The organism is Bacillus sp. SIMBA_026, from assembly GCF_046535335.1.
Lineage (GTDB): Bacteria > Bacillota > Bacilli > Bacillales > Bacillaceae > Bacillus > Bacillus velezensis.
The window spans coordinates 329,889-355,738 of sequence record NZ_JAWRWX010000003.1; the positions used below are offsets into that span (position 1 = coordinate 329,889).

29 protein-coding genes, 1 pseudogene and 1 riboswitch are annotated in these 25,850 nt (G+C 38.3%); of the genes and pseudogenes, 23 read left to right on the forward strand and 7 right to left on the reverse strand.

Annotated features, from left to right (window positions below; genetic code table 11):
• Nucleotides 1-124 precede the first annotated feature (124 nt).
• The 3 genes from SB847_RS17880 to SB847_RS17890 all read left to right on the forward strand — a co-directional run bounded on the left by SB847_RS17880 (nucleotide 125) and on the right by SB847_RS17890 (nucleotide 2,784).
• A complete protein-coding gene (locus tag SB847_RS17880) occupies nucleotides 125-700 on the forward strand; it encodes a TetR/AcrR family transcriptional regulator (RefSeq protein WP_101670033.1) in 576 nt (191 codons plus the stop codon).
• A 58-nt stretch (nucleotides 701-758) separates the two neighbouring features.
• Nucleotides 759-1,508 (forward strand): SDR family NAD(P)-dependent oxidoreductase, encoded by a 750-nt coding sequence (locus tag SB847_RS17885; RefSeq protein WP_101670034.1) that lies wholly within the window; start codon nucleotides 759-761, stop codon nucleotides 1,506-1,508.
• Between the two features lie 262 nt (nucleotides 1,509-1,770).
• Nucleotides 1,771-2,784, forward strand: coding sequence for an NADP-dependent oxidoreductase (locus tag SB847_RS17890; protein ID WP_410578231.1), 1,014 nt, complete (start codon nucleotides 1,771-1,773; stop codon nucleotides 2,782-2,784).
• A 608-nt stretch (nucleotides 2,785-3,392) separates the two neighbouring features.
• Here SB847_RS17890 and desA read toward each other — a convergent pair.
• Nucleotides 3,393-4,421, reverse strand: a complete 1,029-nt coding sequence (gene desA / locus SB847_RS17895; protein WP_410578233.1) for a Delta(5) desaturase DesA — start codon at nucleotides 4,419-4,421, stop codon at nucleotides 3,393-3,395.
• Between the two features lie 184 nt (nucleotides 4,422-4,605).
• Here desA and SB847_RS17900 point away from each other — a divergent pair, with 184 nt between their 5' ends.
• Both SB847_RS17900 and cspC read left to right on the forward strand, forming a co-directional pair.
• The gene (locus SB847_RS17900; RefSeq protein WP_410578284.1) at nucleotides 4,606-4,704 is read left to right on the forward strand and encodes a molecular chaperone TorD family protein; all 99 of its coding nucleotides are present in this window, start codon (nucleotides 4,606-4,608) and stop codon (nucleotides 4,702-4,704) included.
• Between the two features lie 446 nt (nucleotides 4,705-5,150).
• Nucleotides 5,151-5,354, forward strand: a complete 204-nt coding sequence (gene cspC / locus SB847_RS17905; RefSeq protein ID WP_003156143.1) for a cold shock protein CspC — start codon at nucleotides 5,151-5,153, stop codon at nucleotides 5,352-5,354.
• Nucleotides 5,355-5,998: 644 nt separating this feature from the next.
• Here cspC and SB847_RS17910 read toward each other — a convergent pair.
• Nucleotides 5,999-6,460, reverse strand: coding sequence for a CarD family transcriptional regulator (locus SB847_RS17910; RefSeq protein WP_095061564.1), 462 nt, complete (start codon nucleotides 6,458-6,460; stop codon nucleotides 5,999-6,001).
• Between the two features lie 449 nt (nucleotides 6,461-6,909).
• Between SB847_RS17910 and SB847_RS17915 the strand changes: the two genes are divergently transcribed.
• Entirely contained in the window at nucleotides 6,910-7,590 is a 681-nt protein-coding gene (locus SB847_RS17915; RefSeq protein WP_326150535.1) for an aspartate/glutamate racemase family protein, read from the forward strand.
• Between the two features lie 106 nt (nucleotides 7,591-7,696).
• Here the strand turns inward: SB847_RS17915 and SB847_RS17920 are convergent, their stop codons facing one another.
• Both SB847_RS17920 and SB847_RS17925 read right to left on the reverse strand, forming a co-directional pair.
• A complete protein-coding gene (locus SB847_RS17920; RefSeq protein ID WP_410578235.1) occupies nucleotides 7,697-8,266 on the reverse strand; it encodes a DUF2812 domain-containing protein in 570 nt (189 codons plus the stop codon).
• Complete coding sequence (locus tag SB847_RS17925) at nucleotides 8,253-8,570, reverse strand: PadR family transcriptional regulator (protein ID WP_202729430.1); 318 nt, start codon at nucleotides 8,568-8,570, stop codon at nucleotides 8,253-8,255. Before SB847_RS17925 ends, SB847_RS17920 begins: the two co-directional genes overlap by 14 nt.
• 353 nt (nucleotides 8,571-8,923) lie before the next feature.
• Between SB847_RS17925 and SB847_RS17930 the strand changes: the two genes are divergently transcribed.
• Both SB847_RS17930 and SB847_RS17935 read left to right on the forward strand, forming a co-directional pair.
• Complete coding sequence (locus SB847_RS17930) at nucleotides 8,924-9,829, forward strand: bifunctional helix-turn-helix transcriptional regulator/GNAT family N-acetyltransferase (protein WP_410578237.1); 906 nt, start codon at nucleotides 8,924-8,926, stop codon at nucleotides 9,827-9,829.
• Between the two features lie 20 nt (nucleotides 9,830-9,849).
• Nucleotides 9,850-11,142, forward strand: coding sequence for an MFS transporter (locus SB847_RS17935; protein ID WP_410578239.1), 1,293 nt, complete (start codon nucleotides 9,850-9,852; stop codon nucleotides 11,140-11,142).
• Between the two features lie 89 nt (nucleotides 11,143-11,231).
• Here SB847_RS17935 and cotR read toward each other — a convergent pair whose 3' ends face one another.
• The gene (gene cotR, locus SB847_RS17940) at nucleotides 11,232-12,197 is read right to left on the reverse strand and encodes a sporulation hydrolase CotR (protein ID WP_032873043.1); all 966 of its coding nucleotides are present in this window, start codon (nucleotides 12,195-12,197) and stop codon (nucleotides 11,232-11,234) included.
• Nucleotides 12,198-12,387: 190 nt separating this feature from the next.
• Between cotR and SB847_RS17945 the strand changes: the two genes are divergently transcribed.
• From SB847_RS17945 to SB847_RS17965, 5 genes are all read left to right on the forward strand, one after another.
• Complete coding sequence (locus tag SB847_RS17945) at nucleotides 12,388-12,864, forward strand: DinB family protein (protein WP_007609648.1); 477 nt, start codon at nucleotides 12,388-12,390, stop codon at nucleotides 12,862-12,864.
• 35 nt (nucleotides 12,865-12,899) lie between these two features.
• Nucleotides 12,900-13,265, forward strand: a complete 366-nt coding sequence (locus SB847_RS17950; RefSeq protein WP_094296413.1) for a cupin domain-containing protein — start codon at nucleotides 12,900-12,902, stop codon at nucleotides 13,263-13,265.
• 163 nt (nucleotides 13,266-13,428) lie between these two features.
• The gene (locus SB847_RS17955) at nucleotides 13,429-13,614 is read left to right on the forward strand and encodes a hypothetical protein (RefSeq protein WP_017419203.1); all 186 of its coding nucleotides are present in this window, start codon (nucleotides 13,429-13,431) and stop codon (nucleotides 13,612-13,614) included.
• Between the two features lie 241 nt (nucleotides 13,615-13,855).
• Complete coding sequence (locus SB847_RS17960) at nucleotides 13,856-14,176, forward strand: hypothetical protein (protein ID WP_061581810.1); 321 nt, start codon at nucleotides 13,856-13,858, stop codon at nucleotides 14,174-14,176.
• Between the two features lie 397 nt (nucleotides 14,177-14,573).
• Nucleotides 14,574-15,920 (forward strand): FAD-binding oxidoreductase, encoded by a 1,347-nt coding sequence (locus tag SB847_RS17965; protein WP_061581811.1) that lies wholly within the window; start codon nucleotides 14,574-14,576, stop codon nucleotides 15,918-15,920.
• 73 nt (nucleotides 15,921-15,993) lie between these two features.
• Here SB847_RS17965 and SB847_RS17970 read toward each other — a convergent pair.
• Nucleotides 15,994-16,409, reverse strand: a pseudogene (locus SB847_RS17970) (VOC family protein).
• 192 nt (nucleotides 16,410-16,601) lie between these two features.
• On the opposite strand from SB847_RS17970, the gene SB847_RS17975 reads away from it, so the two are divergent.
• Both SB847_RS17975 and SB847_RS17980 read left to right on the forward strand, forming a co-directional pair.
• A complete protein-coding gene (locus SB847_RS17975) occupies nucleotides 16,602-17,543 on the forward strand; it encodes a cation diffusion facilitator family transporter (protein WP_410578243.1) in 942 nt (313 codons plus the stop codon).
• A 63-nt stretch (nucleotides 17,544-17,606) separates the two neighbouring features.
• Nucleotides 17,607-18,644 carry a flavin-containing monooxygenase gene (locus tag SB847_RS17980; protein WP_410578245.1) on the forward strand — a complete coding sequence of 346 codons (1,038 nt, stop codon included), beginning with the start codon at nucleotides 17,607-17,609 and terminating at the stop codon, nucleotides 18,642-18,644.
• 98 nt (nucleotides 18,645-18,742) lie between these two features.
• Here the strand turns inward: SB847_RS17980 and SB847_RS17985 are convergent, their stop codons facing one another.
• Nucleotides 18,743-19,375, reverse strand: coding sequence for a hypothetical protein (locus SB847_RS17985; protein WP_032873053.1), 633 nt, complete (start codon nucleotides 19,373-19,375; stop codon nucleotides 18,743-18,745).
• 306 nt (nucleotides 19,376-19,681) lie between these two features.
• On the opposite strand from SB847_RS17985, the gene SB847_RS17990 reads away from it, so the two are divergent.
• From SB847_RS17990 to thiD, 8 genes are all read left to right on the forward strand, one after another.
• A complete protein-coding gene (locus tag SB847_RS17990) occupies nucleotides 19,682-20,476 on the forward strand; it encodes a dihydrodipicolinate synthase family protein (protein ID WP_094296450.1) in 795 nt (264 codons plus the stop codon).
• A 143-nt stretch (nucleotides 20,477-20,619) separates the two neighbouring features.
• Complete coding sequence (locus SB847_RS17995; protein WP_007409550.1) at nucleotides 20,620-20,823, forward strand: hypothetical protein; 204 nt, start codon at nucleotides 20,620-20,622, stop codon at nucleotides 20,821-20,823.
• 150 nt (nucleotides 20,824-20,973) lie between these two features.
• Nucleotides 20,974-22,023 carry a 23S rRNA (adenine(2503)-C(8))-methyltransferase ClbA gene (locus SB847_RS18000; protein WP_012116915.1) on the forward strand — a complete coding sequence of 350 codons (1,050 nt, stop codon included), beginning with the start codon at nucleotides 20,974-20,976 and terminating at the stop codon, nucleotides 22,021-22,023.
• Nucleotides 22,024-22,132: 109 nt separating this feature from the next.
• On the forward strand, nucleotides 22,133-22,513 hold the full coding sequence (locus SB847_RS18005) for a hypothetical protein (protein ID WP_039062680.1): 381 nt from the start codon (nucleotides 22,133-22,135) through the stop codon (nucleotides 22,511-22,513).
• 87 nt (nucleotides 22,514-22,600) lie between these two features.
• Nucleotides 22,601-22,704, forward strand: a riboswitch (TPP riboswitch).
• Between the two features lie 77 nt (nucleotides 22,705-22,781).
• On the forward strand, nucleotides 22,782-23,246 hold the full coding sequence (locus SB847_RS18010) for a TIR domain-containing protein (RefSeq protein ID WP_007409547.1): 465 nt from the start codon (nucleotides 22,782-22,784) through the stop codon (nucleotides 23,244-23,246).
• Complete coding sequence (locus SB847_RS18015; RefSeq protein ID WP_094296420.1) at nucleotides 23,243-24,253, forward strand: thymidylate synthase; 1,011 nt, start codon at nucleotides 23,243-23,245, stop codon at nucleotides 24,251-24,253. Before SB847_RS18010 ends, SB847_RS18015 begins: the two co-directional genes overlap by 4 nt.
• On the forward strand, nucleotides 24,250-25,008 hold the full coding sequence (locus SB847_RS18020; protein ID WP_007409545.1) for a class I SAM-dependent methyltransferase: 759 nt from the start codon (nucleotides 24,250-24,252) through the stop codon (nucleotides 25,006-25,008). The genes SB847_RS18015 and SB847_RS18020 overlap by 4 nt, the downstream gene beginning before the upstream one ends.
• Nucleotides 25,009-25,022: 14 nt before the next feature.
• A complete protein-coding gene (gene thiD, locus SB847_RS18025) occupies nucleotides 25,023-25,841 on the forward strand; it encodes a bifunctional hydroxymethylpyrimidine kinase/phosphomethylpyrimidine kinase (protein ID WP_007409544.1) in 819 nt (272 codons plus the stop codon).
• Nucleotides 25,842-25,850 lie beyond the last annotated feature (9 nt).

Sequence of the window (25,850 nt, forward strand, 5' to 3'; positions counted from 1 at the left end):
GTTTTGCTACTCAAATGAGAATAATCGTTCTTTAATTATTTAAGAATGAGGGAGGGATGAATGCATCAATGATTCTCAGGCCTTTCTCAGAATAAAGAGGTAATACATTCTAAGGTGGGATTACATGGCTAGAAATAAAGAATTTGATGAAAAAAAAGCATTAAGAAAAGCAATGGATCTTTTCTGGGAACAGGGTTATGAAAAAACATCCATGCAAGACTTGGTGGACCATATGGGCATTCACCGCAGAAGTATTTATGATACATTTGGCGACAAACATACTTTATTTATGCGAGCCTTAAGTCAGTATGTAGAAATAATAGAAGGCCGAATGAAGAATGAAGTGAAAACAGAATTAACGGTTAAGCAGGCTATACGAAAATTATTTGAAATGGTTATATATCCAAAACAAAATCAGCCAAAAGGGTGTTTAGCTGTTAATGCAGCTGTTGAATTATCCCTAATAGATGAAGAAGTTGCTAAGAAAATTACAGAGATTTTTATAAATGCGGAATCCTTATTATTTGATCTGCTCAAACATGGTCAAGAAAAAGGGGAAATTCCTAAACACTATGACATTAAAGGGCTTTCTCAATTCATTCATAATTCACTCGTAGGGGTGCGAGTGTTAGCAAAAACGACAAATGATAAGGAAAAATTAGAAAACATTATTAATTTGACTTTGTCGACACTAGACTGAATCTATTTTGTTATATGGATTAACTAATTAGAAAATTTGTTTTCGAGGAGAGAATAATATGAAGTACACAGTTATTACAGGAGCAAGCTCAGGTATAGGATATAAAACTGCCCTAGCGTTTGCTGCTCGCGGCAAAAACTTAATTATTGTAGCTAGAAGATTGGATAAATTAGAAGAGCTTAAATCAGCTATTCAGAATATTAATCCTGATTTGGATGTTATTATTCGTACAAGTGACTTATCTGTCACAGCTCAGGCATACACACTGTATGACAATTTAAAGGAATATCAAATTGAGACTTGGATTAATAATGCCGGGCTTGGTGAATCTTCTTCTGTCACGGATCAGAATTTAGATAAAGTGGAAACCATGCTACGTGTAAACGTAGAATCCTTAACGATTCTTTCTACACTATTTGTACGTGATTATACGGATGTAGAGGGAACTCAGTTAATTAACGTATCATCAGCACTCGGATATGCAATTGCTGTTGGCAGTATTACTTATTCTGCATCTAAATACTTTGTTAGTGCATTTACAGAAGGGCTTGCAAAAGAACTGGAACGCAAAGGTGCGAAAATGAAGGTGAAAGTTTTAGCACCAGCAATCACGGAAACAGAATTCATGAAAACTGCATCTGATACGAAAGAATATGATTACAAAGCAAATATCCCGATGTACCACACAGTTGAGCAAGTGGCGAGTTTTATGATGGAGCTTTATGACAGTAATCAAGTAGTAGGAGTTGTAGACGGAAACTATGAATTTCAATTAAGAGATCAAATCTATCCGATTCTAGAGATGTAATATTTCAAGTTATTAAACCTATATAACGATGCTCTATATTAATAACACTAGGAAGATGAGAAACATTTATTCACAGTATCGGTTGTATAAAATTTAATTATTTGAGAATGATCGTTCTAAAAATAACTACTGTTTAGGTGCAGGGTTAATCATAAAATTGGAAGTCAGACTTCGCTAAAAGTAAGATTCCCCTCCACCTAAACGATTATATAAAAAGGTAAAAACCCAATAAATATAATATGACAGAGGTGCTGATAAAAAAATGAAAACACTCATGAAAGCAGCTCAGATCACCAAGTACTCAAAAGATCTCTATGCCCAAATCAATGACATTCCAATTCCAGAAATCGATGATAACGAAGTCTTGGTCAAGGTCAAAGCTGCGGCAGTCAATCCGCTCGAAATGTTAATTATTACAGGCAGCGTGAAACTGATTCAAGATTATGAATTCCCATTAACGCTTGGTAATGAATTGACAGGAGTTATCGAAAAAGTCGGAAAAAATGTGGCGGAATTTCACGTAGGAGACGCCATCTATACACGTCTCCCCCTCGAAAAAATTGGTGCTTTTGCGGAATATGCCGCAATTGACGCTGCCGCAATTGCACCCATGCCAAAAAATTTGTCTTATGTGGAAGCCGCTGCTGCACCACTGGCTGGACTCACAGCGTATCAAGGCCTGCATGAAGAACTTGAGGCACAGTCAGGTAAATCTGTTTTCATTCCAGGTGGATCAGGCAGCTTTGGGCAAATGGCTGTACCAATCGCAAAGGCAATGGGCTTAAATGTCATTGTCAGCGGCAGCTCAGAAGCGCGCGAACGCACTTTAGAAATGGGTGTCGACCAATATTTGGATTATTCAACAGAAAACTATGTTGACTTGTTGTCTGATGTGGATTACGTGATTGATACACTGGGACCTAAAGAATTTGACAGTGAATTGAGTATCATCAAACCGGGCGGAAGATTGCTCTCTCTCCGTACAGGACCAAATAAACGTTTCGGAAAAGACCGAAATTTCCCATCGTGGAAACAAATGCTATTTTCCCTTGCTGGTGCAAAGTATGATCGCAAAGCCAAGAAACAAAACGTGGAATACCATTTTATCTTCGTTCGTTCTGACGGCGCACAACTTAAAGAGATTACCAAAATCATTGAAGAAAACAACATTGTTCCAGCAATTCATCCAACACAATTTACCATAGACAACGTAAATGAAGCGCTAGAACTAGTCGCAAATGGACGGCCAAAAGGGAAAGTGATTATTAAATTTTAAGGGGAATACGAAGAAAGCAGTCAAAAAGTTGAGATCGTTTATGCAAAGGATTTTGAAAGGCAATAATGAGGTGTTACAAACCGCGAGTTCTGCTGATTAAAAAATGGAAAGATAAAAAGCTAGATCAAATCATAGAAAAACATCATCAAGCCGGAGTTCATTATAAAACATGGAGAACTAGCCATTTCAATTGTTCTTATAAAAAATGTTGAAATGTAATTAAGTTAGGCGGTTACTCTAATAGACATGTCACCAGTAACAAGACATTAACTGTCTTGAAATGAAAACCTACTCCATTTTTACCCCAAAAAAATAAATCGAAGTAAACACTCATAACCAAAATAAACAAATGCTGATATTATAGGCTTTTGTAATTCATAATAAAGAATCACTTTATTGAGAGCCCAGCGGGTGAATAACCGTGTGGAGATTCAAGTCCTCTCGGCCGCATCCTAATGATACCAAGGGTTTTGACACCCTTGGTATTTTTTTGTTGTAAGTGCATGTGGCATTAAAAAAGTGCTGACCTCTGCACAAAATCTTTGCGCGAGTCTGCACTTTTATTATGCAAGATACACTGCCCATTATCATCGATTATAGGCGTTTATTTAATCCGTTCTTACCCGAGCTGATACCTGGCTTTTAGAAGTTTTTTTTAAGTGGGTAAAACCAACAAATTTTTTGCCTTCTTCATCCCATAGGCGGAACTTTAACGACTTAATACTTGTTGCCAGTGTGATGGTCGGAACGTTTTGCAATGGTTCAGTGTTATTATGCACGATTTCAAGCTTATAGTTTGGGACTCTTGGGCTTAAATGATGAACATGATGGAAACCGATATTGCCTGTTAACCATTGCATGACTTTTGGAAGCTTATAAAAAGAGCTTCCTTCAACGGCTGCTTTTACATATTCCCAATGCTCATCTTCTTCGAAATATGAATCCTCAAACGTATGCTGAATATAAAACATCCAAATTCCGAGGGATCCCGATATCATAAAAATTGGCGTCTGGACCAGCAGAAAGTTTTGCCAGCCGATAGCCCAACATAAAAGTGCTGCCAAAGCGACGATCCCCAGGTTGGTTACATATGTATTCATCCGTTCTTTGCGTTTTGCCCCTTTACGATTAAAACGATTGGTAATCCCGAAGACGTAAATCGGTCCGATAATAAACATAACAAACGGATTTCTGTACAAACGGTACATTATTTTTTTCTTAGTTGAGGCTTCTTTATATTCCTCAACAGTCAGTACCCAAATATCGCCCGTACCGCGTTTGTCCAGGTTGCTGCTTGTCGCATGATGAACAGAATGATCGTGTGCCCAATGATCAAACGGATGCAGAGTCAGAATTCCTGTAATTGTTCCAAGGATTCGATTCGCCTTTCGGTTCTTAAAAAAGGAATAGTGGCAGCAATCATGAAAGATAATGAAGGTTCTCACTAAAAAACCTGCTGCAACGACAGAAATCGCTAATGTAAGGATATAAGAAATCGACAAGCTCTTATAGGCCAAACACCATAACAGGAAAAATGGTACCAATGTGTTAATGATTTGATAAATACTTTTTTGTAAATCGGACTTTTCATAAGGGGTAACCAGTTTTCTCAAAGTCCTTAGGTTTTGTTCATTCATTTTTAAAAGCTTCCCCTTCCCTGATGTTCTTAATCTGCGTATAGAAAACGTTTTATTGCCTTTGAAGTCCCAGCTGTCATACTCCATGTATAATAAGTATCTTTCCTAATCCTGTGTAAAATTATTGAAGGTCAGAAACTGATCTCCATCTCGATTAAATCTTTATTAGCAATGGACAGCCGGGATACAAAAAGCGTATGAAGATTATACCCAGCTCTTTATCTGGCCAAACTCTCTCCATGCTCCCCTATGTGAATCAGTTTATTTAGACCGTAAACTTTGATTGTTTGAGGAACAAACATGACAAGTTAATGCCGTTAAAATAGGGGTATACCTGAGTGATCGTTTGGAAACATGTGCAGAAACAAAGATATACCAGTGAACAGCCAAGAATATCTTGTACTTGAACAAGAAACAGCTGAGCTTTTTAAAGAAACCTTTAACAATCAATATGAAGTACTGGGTTTGAAGGCACTCGTGATTCATTTTCACGGTGTTTTCAAACCATAGCTATTAATAGGCATCTTATTTTGCACTGGTATCGACAGGTTTAACAAATAAAACATGAATGAACACATTATTAATTTGCAGTTATTTCCGTTTCGTGATATGATAAAGGAGAATTATTTTTGTTCGTGTAAAGGATAGTATGAATATCGACTTTTCGTCTTGATGATACTTTGGGCAAGGATAGTAATACAATGTGTAACACACTAGGAGGCAACAAAAATGGAACAAGGTACAGTTAAATGGTTTAATGCAGAAAAAGGTTTTGGATTTATCGAACGTGAAAATGGAGACGATGTATTCGTACACTTTTCTGCAATCCAAAGTGACGGATTCAAATCTTTAGACGAAGGTCAAAAAGTAACGTTTGACGTTGAGCAAGGTGCTCGTGGAGCTCAAGCTGCTAACGTTCAAAAAACTGCTTAATCTTCAATCGTTTATACAAACAGGCTCTTTATATAGGGCCTGTTTTTTTATGTTCTCTGTATCATACTGAATAAAAAAACCCTACTCAACGTTCGAGTAGGGACAGTTGCTACAAGGTAAGAAAAAGGTTTAAAACCTCAAAGGATTGTTTACAGTATAACATACCGGATTGACGATATGTGGAATATATATAAATGATTTGTTTTTATGTTCTCAATATAACTGTATGTTATTCTTTGTTACAATTCGCATATCTCTTTTATGAAAAGAAGATAAACAACTGCTATTCACTGTGGAAGCAGATGTAAGAAATTCTTAAAGATAAAGAGGGAAGTGGTTGTTTTTTCTTCCGGAAATAATCACTTAGACCTAAAACAATGAAAGCCCTGCCTCTCTTCCATCCTTACGGCTCCTTGTCCGTGCCAGTGTGAATCAGGATTACAAAAATCAAGTGACTATTTCATCGAGAATTCAAGTGTTCGTTGAAGAAAAAAATAAAACAGATTAGATTGTAGGAATAATAAAAGAGGTTAATGTTCTAAAAGTAAGTTGATGAAGTTAAGCGTCTTCGAAATATTTTAATCGTAATATTCCGAAAACTCGTGGGTGCTTTTTGGAATGCAAACCATTATTTAAAATTAACCTTAGCAGAAACTTTTTATTTGTTTTTCAGTGATTCCTTTAATGACTTCCAGTTCACTAATCAAAAATTCATATGCATGATCCAACATTTTTTTTTCGCTTGAATTAAGTGCTTTTTCTTTCTTCATTCGCATTAAATCACGTACAACTTCAGCGCCTTCTTGTATTTCACCCGTTTTTATTTTGTTCGTGTTTACTACATACCTTTGCTTCCATGGCAGTAACCTATCTGATTCACCATGCTGAAAAATGTGTATAATGTGTTTTAATGCACGTATATCAGTAACTGGCCGTATACTTGAACTCAATATTTTACGCGTTGGAATCATAACTGTCATATTACTGATTGACATTCTTATGACATAATACTGTTGTTTTTCCTCCAAGAATTGTTTTTCTTCTATGGCTTCAATTGTACCTGCTCCGTGCATTGGATAAACAATGTTATCGCCAATTTGAAACATATAATCCACCTCCATATATGGGAACTTAACTTAAGGTTACCATATATGGAGTGAGATATCAAATTTTTAATGATAACATGGTCATTTATTGGTGTCAATAACTTTTTTAAAAAACAACATCAAAATAAGAGGGAACCTGTGGGATTCCCAAAAAAGGAAAGATCAATTTGTCCGTGTATATCTTGGAATCTCGACTAATTAACAGAGATCAGTTTTTCGTTGAAAATGAGTTATTAAATCTCCTTTAGGAGTTCATGCCTTGACTTCAACGACACGTTTACTAATCTATATGGGCACAATTTAATCACCGATTTTTAACCATAATTCAATTAATGAAATGATAAAATAGGAGAAGACAGCCAAAAAGAAATGAGAGCAGATTCAGGTGAGTAACACAAGAATAACTCATCGTGATCGTATTCGTACAATTTTCACAGAGGAGGACAATTATGATTGGAATACTGGCAGGAATGGGGCCAAAATCTACTGGGCCATTTGTAGATAAGGTAGTAGACGAGTGCCAAAAAATATATGGAGCAGTACATGATATGGATTTCCCTCATATGATGATTTATTCTTGTCCGACTCCTTTCTATATGAATAAACCTCTCAATCATACGGACATGGAAAAGGCAATTATTGAGGGGGCTGTAAAGCTTGAAAAAACGGGTGTTGATTTTATTGCAATCCCATGTAATACCGCACATATCTATTTTAATCAAATAAAAAAATCGCTTTCAGTCCCTTTACTAAACATGGTTGATGAAACCATAAAAAAAATATCTAAAGGTTCAAAAAAAGCAGCTCTTTTAGCCACCGTTCCTACGGTTCAATCTGGAATATTTCAAGAAGCGTTAAACAGAGAAGGTTATGATTTTTTACATCAAGATAGTTGGCAAATCTATGTCGATCACATAATAGAAAAGATTAAACAAGGTCAAATCGATGAGGCTGGTACATTATATGATGAATTACACCGTGACTTAGCAGAAAAGGTTGATACGGTTATCATTGCATGTACGGATTTAAATATGGTCACGGATCAAAAAAGAAGCGAACTTACCTTTGTTGATTCATCAGCTTGTCTCGCTCAAGCCATTGTAAATAAGTATGTATCATTAACAAGGTGAGTCATCTGATTTATCAGCAAATTCAGGGCGCTTTTTTTTCCGTTAAAGCGCCCGGATTCGGCAAATACATGATCCTCGATTACTTCTTGAATGTAACTTCCCCGTGTTATTGTTCCTTTAACATTGAATATTTTCGATACGCTTTATAGTAACTGATGCCGAAGATAACAGCCATAAGAGCGGGAAGCGACCTTAAAAGGGCAAATGGAGTTTCAAATAAAAATGCTTTCCAAAACATTGCGCCTTCCATACTCCACAGACCTTCAGCTAAATACAAACCTGAATCCTTGTAAATCAAATAAGAATAAAATAAGCAAAGTAAACCAAAACAAGATGAATAACTCATTAATCTTTTATAATAACTACTCTTTGATTGGCGATCCGAGAAGATTTCATTTTGATCATCATCTTCTTTTTGCCAATACCGAGTTCCGCTAAGCCATGGGCTGTTTATATAACTCCAGCCGAAGTCATCATAGATCTCTTTGTAGTCTTTGAACTTTTTCTTTGATAAATAATCTTGATAATCCAGTCGCATCACATATTTCTTGTCGGTTTTTTCGAAAGTGTATATTCCTAATCCGCTGATATTTGTACAGCGATAGCCTTTTTGTAATTGCTCGTTCAGCCATTGCTCCTCTTTTTCAATATCAAAAAACATCTTAAATTTCTTCATTCGATTCACTTCCTTCGTGCAGGGATAAAATATGCAGTAACCTGTTTTGTTCCATTTTCAAAATGGCGCTTCCTTCCGTAGTTATCATATAAACTTTTCTCCGGCCCGACTCTCCGACAGGTTCAATCCAGCCATGCTTATTCAAGTTTTCAATCGCGCCGTATAATGTGCCGGCCGCTAAAATAACAGTTCCGTTACTCATCTTTTCGATCTTCTGCATGGCGGCATAGCCATGAAGCGGCTCACGCAGAGCTAATAAAATATAATGCATGGTTTCAGACAGCGGTAATAATTTATGTTTCATATCCTCATCCTCTATTCAGTCTGACTATATAGTTAAACTTAATACAGTTCAACTGAATAGTCAATGGTCTTTTCAAAATTTGTAAAAGGAACTTGAAAATCAAATCTAAAAAGTCGCTTTTCTTACGTAATGGGAAGCGACTTTTTGTATGTCCATATTGACGGCAAAAAGAATTTATCGCGGTACGCAGCTGTTTTCCGATGTAGCAGTGTCGTTTATTTTCAATGTGTTTTTTACGGTAAGAAAATCATCAAATTGAAAGGGGATGAAAATTAATAGTTGACTTAAGCAACTGTTTCGGTTACGATGGAAAAAAGTTGCTTAAGTCAATCTTTTGGAGGAGGTTCATCAATTTGGAAACAAAACGTGTTTTGGCATTCAGACAATTTAATAGATTTTATACAGATATTTTAGGCTTTCTAAATGAACATATTTATGACAGTCCATTCTCTTTAACAGAAACAAGGATTTTATACGAAATTTATAATACGGCCGATTGTACAGCAAAAATCATTCAAGAAAGGTTAGACTTGGACAGAGGATATGTGAGCAGAATCGTCAGAAAATTCGAAGAAGAAGGCTTCATATACAAGCAAAAATGCAGAGAAGACGGACGCAATCATTTCCTTTACGTAACCGCATCAGGGGAAAGTATTTATAAAAGTCTGGAGAAAAAAGCGAATCAGCAAGTTGAATATATCCTTGAATGCATAGACAAAGAGGAACAAGAAAAACTTGTACATTCAATGGAAACCATTCAAAACATTTTGCAGCATTCTTTTTATGATAAAGAATCTCCGATTTCAATAAGAGACTATTATACTTCAGAGGATGTCAAAAACATAATTGAGAAACAGCGATTATTTTATGCCGAATCCCATGGCTGGGATGAAACATTTTTATCCTATCTTCACGATACGTTTAAAGCTGATATTGAAAAAATATGGGTGGCAGAAAGCGGGAATCAATTTGCGGGTTGTATCGGCTTAGTGAATGACGATGAAAAAACAGGACAGTTAAGGTGGTTCTTAGTCGATCCGTCTTTTCAAAGAAAAGGTGTCGGCAGCCGTCTGATTAAGGCACTTGTTCAATATTGTAAAGAAAATGGATACGAGCGTATATTTCTTTGGACGGTAAGAGACATGTCAACAGCCCGGCCATTGTATAAAAAGAATGGATTCGAAATTACAGAAATTCATGAAGAAAAACGTTTATGGGGATCAAATTTAATAGAAGAGCGCTGGGATTTGGAATTATAAATAAAAGTGGGGGGAGGTAGATGAGAGTAAAATATCACTATGCATGGATTATTGTGTTTGTCACTTTTTTCACCTTTTTAGCAGTTCAAGGCGCGCGTCTTGCATTCGGAGCTTTTGTTGAACCATGGGAAAAAGATTTTTCTATGAATAGAGGAACAATCTCGCTTATTTCCACTCTGAGTTTTATCATATATGGCATATCTCAGCCCATAATAGGGAGGCTGGTTGATAAATTAGGCCCCCGAATGATTTTGTCAGTCAGCACTTTCGTAGTCGGGATTAGCTTTGTATTGACTTCTTTTGTAAATCATCCATGGCAATTATTTATCCTTTACGGAATTGTTATCTCAGTCGGTGTTGGAGGGGCATCCAATGTAGCCGCAACAGTTGTTGTTACAAATTGGTTTAATGAAAAACGCGGACTTGCTTTTGGAATTATGGAGGCAGGGTTTGGCGCGGGTCAGATGCTTCTTGTTCCCGGCTCTCTCATTTTGATTCAATGGTTTAACTGGAAGTTAACTGTAGTGATTTTGGGTCTGCTTTTAATGGTTATTGTGTTTCCTGTCATACTGTTATTTTTACGGAATCATCCCGGCGAGATGGGGCTATCTCCTATGGGCGGTTTTATGAAAGCAGAAGCTGAAAGTGAACAGCATACGGCCCGCTTTTCTGTTTGGGCAGTGTTTTGCAAGAAACAATTCTGGTTTTTAATATTACCTTTTGCTATATGCGGTTTTACAACTACAGGGCTGATGGATACTCACCTTATCCCTTTTTCTCATGACCATGGATTTTCAACAAGTGTAACCAGTGCTGCAGTTAGTGTATTGGCGGGTTTTAATATATTGGGGATCATTATCTCAGGAATTGCGGCAGACCGTTGGAGCAGTAAAAAGATGCTTATTCTTTTATATGTCATACGCGCATTATCAATTTGTATCCTGTTATATAGTCATCATCCGGTCATATTACTTATTTTTGCCACCCTGTTTGGACTAGTTGATTTTGCAACTGTAGCTCCTACTCAAATGTTAGCCACGCAATATTTTAAACAATATTCAGTTGGTTTTATTTTAGGCTGGTTATTCCTGAGCCATCAGATAGGATCAGCGCTGGGAGCTTATGTACCAGGTTTTCTCTATAGTAAAATGGGTAACTATGATCTTTCTTTTTATTTCTCAATTATTATTTTGTTGGGAGCGGCAATATTTACTTTCTTACTGCCTGAAACGGTGAAAATAAAAAAAGAGCAAAAACCGAAGACCGATTCAGCTTCAAATGAAACAGTATCCCAGCGTGTGAATAACCCGTGAATGTCCAAATCCTCTCAGCCGCATTAAAAATACCAAGGGTTTTGAGTCCCTTGGTATTTTTTGTTCATTGTTTTAAGATGTGAATTTCCTTAGTGGCTGTCGTTCCAGTTTTTCTCTATAAATGTATTCGCAGGCTGTAAGTTGGTTTTGTTTGCAATTTCAATGACAGCGGGAACCACGGAAGGGTCTGTTTTGGAGAAGTTAGGAATCCGCGGATCTAACCGGAAAAAGCGGTCTCCCAGAAGGTTCGCGCTGACCATGGATTCATAGTAGCCATTTCCGCCGGCGATCATCTGAAGAAATGGCAGTAAAGGTTCATTAGGCGACCTGTCCAAAAGGACTCCCCAATTTGGAGGAAGGTTCTTCAGATTTTCGGGACGTATGTTATCCGCACTTACCATTCCCCACCCCCTCGTATCTCTTCTTAACCGAGTCGGGGCTTCACCTGTACCGATGGATAGCGCCGCAATTTGATCCAATGGCACGTTGGCTTTACCAACCGCAAACGCGATACTGGCCGTACTTGGGTTCGTTGCCACTACATATCCGTCCACGTAGTTTTGATAGGCTCGCTGCGTCGCGGGGGCACCGCTGCTCCGCAGTATGACATCACTCACTTTCTCATTTAAATAGGGAGAGCCGGGAAAGTTGTGAAATAATACGGGCGTCCAACGATCCAGTGCGGGGGAGTATAATTTGAATGAAGGGACAACAATTCGTTTTCTTACATCTTTAAGACGAAGGCCTGGCGGGAAAAAGTTTCGTACCGCTTTAATAAAACCGGAATATGGTAATTGTTGATTGAAAACAGGTCCGCCCGGCCGGGAAGTGCTGAATGCGGGCAGGATTTCATCCTCAAAATACTGAAGTGTTTCCTTCGGAGATCTTCCGCTTGCTAATGCAAGGGCAGTAAATGAACCGATTGAATTTCCCGCAAATACATGGGTTCGGCTTATTAATGCTGGATTTTCTTCAGCCAGTCTGTTCAATAGTTGTAAACTTAGAGCACCTAAGGTACCGCCCCCGTCAAAGGTCATGATCCGATATTTTGCCAAAGCTGATTTCTCCTTTCTGATGAAAACTATCATTCAGTATATGTTCAGCCAGAGTCTATTGTATGGATGAATGAATATCTTCTTATCTTAAATTACCAATCCAGCGAGTCGGGAAAGAATACGTTTTTTATTTAAAGAGGTTTTTTCCGGGAAGAAGGAGAATTATTTAAAAATAAAAGGGGGAAAACACTTGAATACGATTGACCTTATTATTTTAAATTTTGAAGAAGTAAGACGGCGAAGCATCAAGTTATGGACAGCTATACCTGAGGAAAAAATGGACTGGCGCCCGGATTCTGAAGCAATGTCGTGTAAGGAAATGATAAGACATGTATTAGAAGCGGAATTTCTTTATCATCACATTTTACTAAAACAAATGAATGAGTCTTCAGAGGAATCTAAAAACCCATATGAATCAAAAACGTTTACCACAGTAACCGAAGAATTAGAATTTGCAAAACCGTATCGGGCCGAGTTTTTGACATTCATCAAATCGTTAAACGAAACAGATTTAACAAATATAAAGATTGACAGGTCTGATGTTGGATATATTCGCGAACTAGGAGACATGTTATTAAGAATCGCTTACCATGAGTCCGTACATACCGGTCAGCTTTTAGACTATCTCAGAACTGCTGAAGTGGACAGGCCTTTAATTTGGGACTAGTTAAATGATTGAGTTTTACACGGGAAGGGGAAAGAATGGAATATAGACCGATTAATTTTCAAGAGAAATTAGCTGCGTTCCAAGATCAATGGTCTCCAAAAGTAATCGCTGAAATGAATGATTATCAATTTAAACTTGTTAAGGTACAAGGGGATTTTGTTTGGCATAAGCATGACGAAACAGATGAAGTCTTCATTGTCATTAAGGGTAATTTAATCATTGAATTTCGTGATGGAGAAGTAAAATTAAATGAAGGTGAAATGTTTGTCATTCCGAAAAATGTTGAACATAAACCTTATGCAGAATCAGAGTGTCACATTTTGCTTGCAGAACCTAAAGGTGTTGTGAATACCGGGCAGGAAATAACTGATCAAACAGCTGAAAATGATGTCTGGGTCTAGCCTGTAACAAAAAAACGATCAAAACTCCAAAAGATCGAATGACGATTAGAGAAAATGATCAGGAAAACCAATTAAGAATGATTTAAGGTTAAATATTGAAAAATTTTGTTAATATTATAATACATTGTTTGGAAATGTAATCATTTTATAAGGAGTTTTCTAATTGCGTTGGAGTAAATGGTTCAATATTTTTTGCATAGCAGCATTGGGATCAATATATGGCTATAAATTGTTTACTAACCAAGAAGTCAGTACGGCTCGTTTGATCATAGCTGCTGCAATTATCTTGTGGAACATTGTCGGACTTTTTAGCAAAGAACCAGTAAAACAAACACAGCAAGCAAACTAAAAGTCAAAAACACAAAAAGTTGGTACAGAAGGATGCTGCAGCGCGCAGCATCCTTTTTCGCAGTCTCCCTTTTTACGCTGCTTATTATAATCGTCAAAATCATTCAAGCATCCAGAATCTGTTTGTATCGATAAATCAAAATTGCCCTAAAATGTGCCGGTTCATCATAATACCAGTCCAAGCTGCAGTTATTTCTTTACATAGTATGTATAGATTAAAAAATGAGAGAAGGAGTGGCGTAATGTATTATAACGAAGGTGAAGATCAACAGTACGTTCAGAAGAAAAAGCCATACAACGAAGCCTGTGACCTTGGCCATGATTTTGATATGGCGGACGACGCAGCAAGAGCGGAAGCAGCAAGAGAAGCAGAAGCGAGAGCCAGAGCGGAAGAGGCAATAGCAAGAGCGGAAGAAGCAAGAGCCAGAGCAGCAGAAGCGGCAAGAGCAACAGCAGAAGCAAAGGTAAAAGCGGCAAAATTAGCAGCAAAAGCGAAATGTAAAAAACATCATAAGAAAGAGAAAAAACAGGATTGCAAACGTAAGCACAAGAAGAAAAAATAAGAGCTTTTCATCATGTAAAAGATAAGATTCAATGTGTATTGATGTTATCCGTACAGGGGTGCAAAAACGATAAAGAATAAGATTCTTGTCGGGGGTCAAGCAGAAAGATTGCTCAGCGGGTGTCTCATCAGAACCGCGCATGGCAGGGCAAACATAATTTCTATGGACTTCCATAGTTAAGTCGGGATATCACGCCAATAAATGTAAGTGCCTATCATGATAAAAAAGGCAGGAGAGACAAGAGTTTCGGCAGCTTGCCGCTCTTGTCTTTTTTTGTTTTTATATCATCTTCGCGTATATGTGTCTATTTTTAAGTTTGCAGAACATCTGTCTAAGAATTTGTCCAATTCCTACATATACTGGTATCGGAATCAAATGCTTATTGGGAGTGAAATAGATGGGATCAGCACAGTTAACGGGACGCGTCATCTTCAAAGGGGACCCCGGCTATACAGAGGCGGTTAAGAATTGGAACCCTTATGTTGATGTCTGTCCGCTTGTCTTTGTTTTTGCACAAAATTCATACGATGTAAGTAATGCTATTAAATGGGCTCGTGAGAAGAATGTGCCTATGCGTGTCAGAAGCGGCCGCCATGCTCTGGATAAAAATCTTTCCACGGTAAGTGATGGGATTGTTATTGATGTGAGTGACATGAATAAAGTTTTCTTAGATGAAAAAAACGCGGTAGCAACCGTTCAAACCGGCATTCACGTCGGCCCGCTTGTAAAAGGTTTAGCTCGGGAAGGTTTTATGGCCCCGTTCGGAGACAGTCCAACCGTCGGAATCGGAGGAATCACAATGGGAGGCGGATTTGGAGTGCTTTCCCGATCGATCGGCCTGATAAGCGATAACCTTCTCGCACTGAAAATGGTAGATGCCAAAGGCAGGATTATTCAAGCAAATCAATCCCGCAATGAAGATTTACTATGGGCTTCCAGAGGCGGCGGGGGAGGCAATTTCGGATATAACACCCAATATACGTTCAAAGTTCACCGTGCCCCTAAAACCGCAACCGTCTTTAATATTATTTGGCCGTGGGAACAGTTAGAAACGGTATTTAAAGCGTGGCAAAAATGGGCGCCGTTTACAGACGAACGATTAGGATGCTACCTTGAGATTTACAGCAAAGTAAATGGCTTGTGCCATGTGGAAGGATTGTTCCTCGGTTCAAAACCAGAGCTGGTTCAATTATTAAAACCTTTATTAAATGCCGGAACGCCGGCACAAACAGTAATCAAAACACTATACTACCCGGATTGTATAGATTTCTTAGATCCTGACGAACCGATTCCCGGCAGATCTGATCAGAGTGTTAAATTCTCCTCGGCGTGGGCGCTCAATCTTTGGCCGGAAGAACCTATTGCAGTAATGAGAAAATTTTTAGAAAAAGCGACCGGGACAGAAACCAATTTCTTTTTTATCAATTGGGGCGGCGCGATAAGCAGAGTTCCAAGCAGTGAAACAGCCTTCTATTGGCGCCGGCCATTGTTTTATACGGAATGGACGGCTAGTTGGAAAAATAAATCACAAGAAGCTTCGAATCTTGCATCAGTTGAAAGAGTGCGTCAGCTGATGAAACCATATGTAACAGGTTCATATGTGAATGTTCCGGATCAAAATATCGAGAACTTCGGGAAAGCATATTATGGCTCAAACTTTGCAAGGCTTCAAAGAATAAAGGCGAAATACGATCCCGAAAATGTATTCCGTTTTCCGCAAAGCATCCCGCCATCGTATAAATAGTTTGATCGTTTTGGGAAACAAATAAAAAACACACCAGAACATTCAGGTGTGTTTTTATTGTTGCTAAATTTGGTTATTCAATTGCATCCCAGTGTGGATTCCAAACGATTTCCCATAAGTGTCCATCGGGGGGTGTCTTGGAAGTGACCGGCATATCCGCCCCAAAAAGTATCATGAGCGGGATCAGTTATCGTTGCTCCTGCCTGTTATGACTTTATCGACTTCAGCTTTACTGCTGACGTTATGTCCTCATGTAAATTCCGCAGGGCCTGGAGCAGTTAACGTAACGTTTGATTCATGTGCGATGTTTTTGCAGTCCCAAAGGGCAAGTTTCAGTTCCGTTTGCAAGTCAAAAAAAGCAGCTGGGCCATCTTCAAATTCTGTACCGGCTATTCCTTCTGTAGGCAGACCCAAGCCATCCCGATAGAAGTGCAGCGATTTTTCTAAAGTGTCTGCGCCTAAAGTAATTACTGTAATCCGCGGCTTCATAGCAATCATTGATTAAGAGCAATATAAAGTATTGGACATTTTCACCGAAAATATTTTGACATTTCAGTAAAGAACCTATATATTCATATATGAGCACATAATCATATACAGTTATTTTTGTGTCCATGTTAGAATGCTTCATAACAGAAAAGAAATAATAAATGCAGTGTATGAGATAAGGAGGAGATTTTTATGGGTCACAATCACAATCACGCTGGCGGATCCAATAAGAAGGTTTTATTGATCTCTTTTATCGTGATTACAGGTTATATGATAATAGAAGCGATAGGCGGATTTTTAACCAATAGTTTAGCGCTTTTATCAGATGCAGGTCATATGCTGAGTGACTCAATCTCATTAATGGTTGCTCTGATTGCTTTTAAATTGGCCGAAAAAAAGGCAAGTCATCATAAGACATTCGGCTACAAACGATTTGAGATTCTCGCAGCTGTGATAAACGGTGTTGCATTAATATTGATTTCCCTTTACATCATTTATGAAGCAATCAAACGTTTCTCTCATCCGCCGGAGGTAGCAACAACCGGCATGCTGACGATTAGTATCATCGGGTTAGCTGTAAATATATTGGTCGCTTGGATTATGCTGAACGGCGGAGATACAAAGAATAACCTGAACATAAGAGGGGCTTACTTACATGTGATAAGTGACATGCTCGGATCTGTAGGTGCCATACTGGCTGCGATCCTTATCATCTTCTTCGGGTGGAGCTGGGCAGATCCAGTGGCCAGTGTCATTGTGGCTATTCTTGTTCTGAGAAGCGGTTACCATGTGACGAAAGACTCCATTCACGTATTAATGGAAGGAACTCCGGGAAATATCGATGTCACTGACATCATTCATACAATTGAAGAGACAGAAGGAATTCAAAGCATTCATGATTTGCACATATGGTCTATCACAAGCGGATTGAATGCTCTTTCCTGCCACGCAGTTGTTAACGATCAACTGACCATTTCTGAAAGTGAAAGTATTTTACGCAAAATTGAACATGAACTTGGAGATAAAGGCATTACACATGTAACCATTCAAATGGAAACAGCAACGCATAATCACGACAATACGATTCTTTGTCAGGCCCAAACTGAGAATCCGCGTGACCATCATCATCATTAAAGGAGGAGATAGGGGTTCACTTTGTCTGCTGACAATTAAGATAAAACCGGAGGGGGGATTCATATGTACGACACGATAGTGATCGGAGCTGGTCAGGCAGGAATCTCAGTAGGATATTATCTAAAGAAGTCGAAACAAAAGTTTATCATTTTGGATAAAAGTCATGAAGTGGGAGAAAGCTGGAAAAACCGGTATGACTCATTGGTTTTATTTACTTCTCGAATGTACAGCTCTTTGCCTGGAATGCAGCTTGAAGGAGACAAGCATGGACTCCCTTCAAAAAATGAAATTGCTGCTTATCTGAAAAAATATGTTGAAAGATTTGAAATCCCAATCCAATTACGGACAGAAGTAATAAGTGTCCAAAAATTAAAGAACTATTTCTTAATAAAAACAAACCGGGAAGAATATCAAACGAAGAATCTTGTGATGGCCGCAGGTCCTTTTCATACCCCTAACATTCCATCAATATCAAGGGATGTAGCCGATCATATTCATCAATTACATTCTTCACAATATAAACATTCAAAACAACTGGCGCCTGGGAATGTACTGGTAGTCGGCGGCGGGAATAGCGGGGCTCAGATAGCTGTTGAATTATCCAAAGAAAGAGTTACATATTTGGCTTGCAGTAATAAACCGGCTTATTTCCCTTTATGGATTGGAAAAAGAAGCATCTTTTGGTGGTTTGATAAATTAGGAGTTTTACGTGCAAGTCATACATCAATATTAGGCAAGTTCATTCAAAAGAAAGGCGACCCCATCTTTGGGTATGAATTAAAACATGCAATAAGACAGAAGAAGATCATCTTAAAACAAAGAGTCATGGCCGGAAAGCAAAATGAAATCTTTTTTAAAGACTCATCTTCATTAGAAGTAAACAATATCATTTGGGCAACTGGTTTTAAGAATCCGCTTTGTTGGATGAAAATAGAAGGTGTTTTGGATAAGGAAGGCCGAATTATACATCACCGGGGTGTTTCATCTGTGGAAGGATTGTATTTTATTGGTTTGCCTTGGCAGCATAGGCGAGGTTCAGCGCTGCTTCAAGGTGTAGGAAATGATGCTGAATACATTGTAAAACAAATGAACGGTGGATAGACTGAGGAGAGCAGTAACTTATGTGTTTACTGCTCTTTTTTGTGTTGATTAAGTCCGGTTATGTGACTGTGTAAAGCCGAAAAAATCTTTTGGCTTAATTAATAAGAAGATCCCTGACTCATTGATTGTGCAACATTCTGACGTACTTCCCGAGCTAACTGCGCGGCACGTAAGGAAGCCTGCCAAATAGCCGGACTCACTGCAGATTGACTGATGGATAATGCCTGTTGTGTGGCTGGAACCATTGGTCTTAGGAGATTTTCCGCCTCGTCTACAGATGACGCGTATTGGTGACCGGCTGCTCTTCGCAGGTCTGCTATCGCTGCGGGGAAGTTTGACCATAGACGAAGTATTGAATTCATGCAGCCAACCATAAGAGGAAAATGAGGAGCCCGGCCTTGTCCGGAGGCGAGAAGCTCTGCTGCTCCTAAAGCGGAATAAACGTGATAGCTCAACGGAGTAAGATATTTCGCGTGTACAATATGAAGTTCTCGTAATCCCCAAGTGTCTGGAAGAAATCTGAATTCTGAACTCATACCGCATCCCAGAGCGAGTGCTCTGCTGACAGCCTGCAAGTGTTTCACTACTGCAGCCATTGATTGTTGAAAGGAGGATGAGTGTATTGGAATTTGTTGAATCGCAGATAAATGGCTTCGCATTTTATGATTTGCCTGGCTTAAATCAGGCTGCTGTCTGTAATCATATACATAATACGGATAATAATAATACATATCTAAACTCCCTTTATGAATGACTTTTAGGAGCAGGATATGCACCCAGATTGTTTTTGATAAGGGCATGTGCCTAAATTAATCCATCAAATGTTGATGAGTCTGAATATTTTAGCCCTCCAAAACCAATTGGATAAAACAATTATGGCCGAAGCAATGAAGCAGGCTCTCTTTGCCTGCTTTTTTTGTGTGTCGGCCTTTACATCTGACATGTTCAGTTATCTGAAACTGTACCTTTTTAAATGTCAGACAGTGTTATATGATACTCTGCAGATATTCAAGAATATGTACTTGGAGGACATTCTCATGCGAAATTTTAATGTTGCTATCCCTACGCCTTTTCATGAAGATGAAAGTTTATATTTAGAAGGATTTGATGCTATTGTCGAACATTTGAAAAACAGCGGTATCCATTCGTTACTCATATGCGGCACGACTGGTGAACAGCATTCACTCAGCATAGATGAGCGTCTTCAGATCATTGAGTATGTTAATCAGCGAAAATTTGAAGATGTTGAACTGATGTTCGGTGTTTCAGCCGTAAGAACCAGTGATGCTGTCAAACTGATGAAACACATCGAGAAAACCAATATTGATTCTGTACTGATTGGTTTTCCTCCTTATATAAGACCGACACAGCAGCAAGCCGTTTATTACGTTGACGAACTTCTCAGTCATACCTCTAAAGAGGCTGTGCTTTATAATAACCCCGGCCGGACCGGTTTTAATCTGAGTGAGAAAGCGCTTAAAGACTTAATAAGCCGGCATCCCCGGATAAGGGGGCTGAAAGAAGGAGGAGACGTTCTGCGTCATAAACAAACAGAGTTCCCTGATCACTTTATTTTGTTTGCGGCAGGAGACGTTGAATTTCCGAAGATGCTGAGTAACGGGTGTAACGGCCTGTCAAGCATGGCCGGAAATGTCTATCCTGAAGAAATCAGAGAAAGCTTCAGCAGCTTATCAGAAAATAAACCGATTAATCTGGATCGAATAAACGATCTGATTGCTGAAGTGACAAATCATCATACTGTCATGAATATAAAAAATCACTATAGGAAGATTGGGATTCAAGCAGGCAGCTGCCGGTCACCCATTATATAAGAAATGTTCCGTCGCGGATAAGTGAAAAATGTGATCAGCGCGCTTTCTGTACTTGGATTAGGCTTAATAAGCAAGTTATATAATACTGTCATTAGCGGGGGCGTAAGCATTTGTTTAGCTTTACATAAGGGAAACCTTATGATATGGTGATTATTGCTAATATTGACAAGAAAGAGGTGAAAGCGATGATAACGATTTATGGAATTTTGTATGGTAAAAATGCAAAAATTGGAAACATCTTGGCGGACAAAGGGAGCAGTCTGTCCTTTTTTAAGCCAAATCACCATACAAAAACAGTTATCGGTGCTTTTTCTCTATGTCAAATAAACGATAATCCAATGACATAATGTCCTTGTTTATTTGTGCATGATGTTATTTAAGCGTAACACCGATAATTGTGTCGGTGTTTTTTTGTGCCTGATTTTAAAAAAAGGTTAGATGATCACTCCCTTCTATTTACTCAAACAAACAAGAGTATTATGGAAGGATGAGAAAACATGCAACAAAAAAACAAGTATATAAGAATTCAAGAGTTCCTGAAGCAAAATAAATTTCCTGATTTTAGAATGAATCAAATCAAAAATGCTGTATTCCAAGGGAGAATAAATCATTTCAATGAAATAACGGTTCTTCCTAAATCCTTGAGAAAATTGTTAATAGAGGAGTTCGGAGAGTCAATTTTAAATATTGCTCCTTTAAAAGTGCAGCATTCTGAGCAAGTTACAAAAGTCTTATTTGAAATTTCAGGAGACGAAAAAATAGAAACGGTTAATATGAAATATAAAGCCGGTTGGGAGTCATTTTGTATATCCTCGCAGTGCGGCTGTCATTTTGGCTGTAAATTTTGTGCAACAGGAGATATTGGTTTAAAACGCAATTTAACGTCAGATGAAATGACTGACCAAATTTTGTACTTTCACTTAAAAGGACATTCAATTGACAGTATTTCTTTTATGGGAATGGGAGAAGCATTAGCGAATGTACAAGTTTTTGATGCTTTACATGTGCTTACAAATCCGGAGTTGTTTGCTTTAAGCCCTCGCAGGTTATCTATTTCGACCATAGGTATTATTCCGGGCATTAAAAAAATCACTCAGGATTATCCGCAGGTCAACCTGACGTTTTCATTACATTCTCCTTTTAATGAACAGCGAAGCAAGTTAATGCCGATTAATGAACGCTACCCGTTATTGGAGGTAATGGACACATTAGATGAGCATATACGTGTGACCTCAAGAAAAGTTTATATTGCTTATATTATGCTGCCGGGAGTTAATGATTCTATTGATCATGCGAATGAAGTAGTAAATCTTTTAAGAAGCAGATATAAGAGAGGGAACTTGTTCCATGTAAACATCATTAGATATAACCCGACTGTTAGTTCACCTATGAGATTTGAAGAAGTAAATGAGAAACAAGTTGTAAACTTCTATAAAAAATTAAAGTCAGCAGGAATTAACGTGACCGTCAGAAGTCAATTTGGCATTGATATAGATGCTGCTTGCGGACAATTATATGGAAATTATCAAAAAAATAAGAACCAATAAATCAGGTGCAGAACTCGGTTTGACTTCATATTATTTCATTTGATAACATAAAATGGTTATCGTGATTGAAAAAAAGATACCCGTTTTTATAAAAAAAGGAGTCATAACGTTGCTGAAAAGGTTTTTTCTTGTTTTTCTTACGCTGATAATGTCTATATTTGCTGTATTCGCGGCTGCTGAAGAGTCTCCCGGCGATCGTGTCATTTCTTTTGACGAGCCTATGATTTTATTGATCTCACTCGGAATCATCTTATGTTTGTTCATTCCTCCATTCGTCATGTCCTTTTTTGGCAGTTTGGTTGTGAGAATCATATCCGGAGTCTATCAATGTTTTATCGTCCTCACGTTTGCGGGGCTCATTCCGATTGGATTTCTGATCCCCAATGGCTTTTTGACAATTCTTGCTGCCGTACTGGGGACTTTGGTCAGTTTAGCCAGTGTTGTGGTCACCTTATTCGTTGGCAGGAAAAAAGAGGCCGGAAGGTTTTAAAACTAGTGGGTAAGCTGCAATATTGAAGGGAAAGTCATTGTTTGACTATTTATATGGAATAGCATAGAATTAAAGTAAATATTTATAAAAAGTCACTAGGGGAGCTTTAATAGCTGAGAAGAGACAATACGTCCTGACCCTTTGAACCTGATTTGGTTAATACCAGCGTAGGGAAGTGAAAAATTAGAGAGATTCTTTATCTTATCTATATTTAAGCCACTTTCCATAGGGGAAAGTGGCTTTATTTATTTTGAAAGGGTGATATGAAGTGGCGACTAAAAAAGTTTTTCTGGCAGGGCCTTTTAAAAGTTTAGTAGATGAGAAAACTGGATTGATGAGTACGTATGAGAGGGGAAAGCTGGAATCATTAATTTCCTTTTTTGAGAATGAAGGATGGCTGGTTCATAATGCTCACAAGCGGGAAGGGTGGGGGAAAGATTTCATGACACCCCTTCAATGCACTAAAATTGATTTTGATGAAATAAGTACTTGCGACCTTTTTGCAGCATTTCCCGGATCACCCGCTTCTCCTGGAACACATATAGAAATTGGATGGGCTTCCGCCTTGAAAAAAAAGATCGTGCTATTTCTAGAAAAGGACAAGGATTATGCTTTCTTAATTCAAGGGTTAAATGCAGTGGCGGATGTTGAGTACATCAGCTATAAAGATACAGATGATTTATTAGAGAACATTAAAAATACCTTTGCAGCATATAAGGCGGAATCTCAATGAGAAAGAGAACTTTTCATGAAGCATATACGGAAACGCTGTATGACATCTATCACAACCCTGAATTTTTCAATTCACCGCGCGGACAAAAAAGCAGAGAACAATTGAACTACCATCTGACTCTGGAAAATCCAATAGAACGTGTCACTTATTTATCCTCAAGAAAAACCAATATCGTGTTTAATTTTGCTGAAGTGCTATGGTATTTATCGGGGAGTAACGACTTAGATTTTATCAGTTATTACAATAAAAAAATGCCTTCATACTCAATGAATAAAAAAACATTAACAGGCACTGCGTATGGGCCTAAAATATTTGAATTCGGAAATGCAAAACTAAATCAATGGAATAGAATAAAAAATCTTTTGACACAAGAAGATATTGATTCAAAAAGGGCATTTATTCAAATATTCGATGCTTCGGAACTCTTCGTTTCAGAAAATATAGATGTTTCCTGCACAATCGGTTTGCAGTTTTTTGTGAGGGAAGGCGAATTATACATGTCTTCTGTCATGCGTGCAAATGATGCTTTTCGCGGGATGATCAGTGATCTTTTCTCATTTACCTTCATGCAGGAATTAATGGCCAGAGAACTGCGTGTAGAAGTCGGAGAATATTTTCATAATGCGGGATCAATCCATATTTATGATTCAGATCATGAATGGGCGAAAACGGTGCTTGAAGAAGCTGAAAATCACCATGATATTCCGGAATTTGAATTTCCGAAAATGCCTGAGGGAAATAACTGGCCGTCCATTGAAACAGTCTTAAAGTACGAAGAATTACTTAGGAAAGATCAAATTTCTATGACAAAAAACGATATTGAAATGCTCGATTTACCTGATTACTGGAAACAGATTCTTTTCCTTTTCAGTATATACCAGTATATTGCATATAAACGGGATATGGATCATTCTCTATTTCAAAGTTTACTTCCTGTATATCAATTTTTCGTCAGGAATAAGTGGTTTCATTATTTCTCAACTGAGCAAAAGGAGGAAATTCAATGAAAACTTCATGGAAAGAAGACAGTGTTGCTGGTAAATTCGATGCTTATAATGACGTTTTAGAACAAACGTTAGGTTTTGAGTTTGTTTTTCGTACTTTTGATAAAGCGGAGATTAAAAAGGTGCTCGATTTCGGATGCGGTCCAGGAAAGGTAGCTTATAGGCTGGCTGACAGAATAGGCTGCAATGTGATCGCAGTCGATGAATCAAGGAAGATGTTAGATATAGCAAAGGCAAAAAGACAACATCCTCATGTGGACTATCATTTAATTGAACACGATAATCTTTCCTTCTTACCAGATCACTCAGTTGATGCTGCAATGGCCTGTTATGTTTTTATTAATACGGATAGTGACCAGCGTATCAAAGGTATCATAGATGAAATTTTTCGTGTGTTAAAACCAGGAGCTTCATTTGTCATACTCGATACGAATCCTGATTCAACCGGAATTGAATTTTCAACCTTCCGCAATGGAATACCGGGGAAAGAATATTCTTACGGAGAAGAAAGAAATGAATGGCTCCATGTTCCCGGACAAGCAGATTTAATTTTAAATGATTTTCATTGGCCGAAGTCAATGTATTATAAACTATTAACTCATGCAGGTTTTGAAAATGTAACTTTATCAGAACCAACGTTAAACGATATTGACCAAGAGCATGTAAAAGCCATAGAGAAAGAGTTTCAATTTAATAATTGGAAATGTGAAAAGGAATATCCGCCTTTTGTCATTTTTAAAGCAGTGAAACCTGCCTGAAGGAGGAGTGTAAGTTGACGGATATTTATAAAGCGCTTTCGATTGCTGGGACTGATCCTTCCGGAGGGGCGGGAATTCACGCGGATTTAAAAACATTTCAGGAACAAAAGGTATATGGAATGGCAGTTATTACTTCAGTTGTTGCACAAAATACACTTGGTGTGAAAAGTTTTGAGGAGATGTCTCTTCAGAATATATCTCAGCAAATAGACTGTGTCATGGATGATATAAAACCGGATGCTGTCAAAACCGGTATGCTTGCAAGTATAGGAATTATTGAATTGCTGGCAGAAAAGTTAAAAGACGCAAATATTCAATCGTATGTGATGGATCCGGTTATGATTGCTAAAAGCGGACATCATCTGCTCCATAAGGACGCCATTGATTATTTGAAGAAATTATTAATACCCCAAACAACTGTTATTACACCGAACATTCCGGAAGCGGAAGTAATCATCGGCAAATCAATCGAGACTGTACAGCAGATGCGTGATGCGGCGAAAGAAATAGTGGAGGTATACGGGGCAAAAAGTGCTGTCGTAAAAGGGGGGCACCTGAACGGAGAAGCCCGTGATATTTTGTACTTTGACGAGGACTTCGAGGAATTTGTTTCTCCCCGCTTTGATACAAAGCATACTCATGGAACAGGCTGTACGTTTTCAGCTGTGATAACTGCAGAGCTGGCAAAGCAGCACAGCATACCGGAATCAGTGGCAACTGGAAAGGAATTCATTTCAGCAGCCATTAAACATCCCTTAGGAATCGGGAAAGGACAAGGCCCTACAAATCATTTTGCGTATCGCTCAACTATTAACCAAGAGACAACCGCTTAAGGAGTGTTA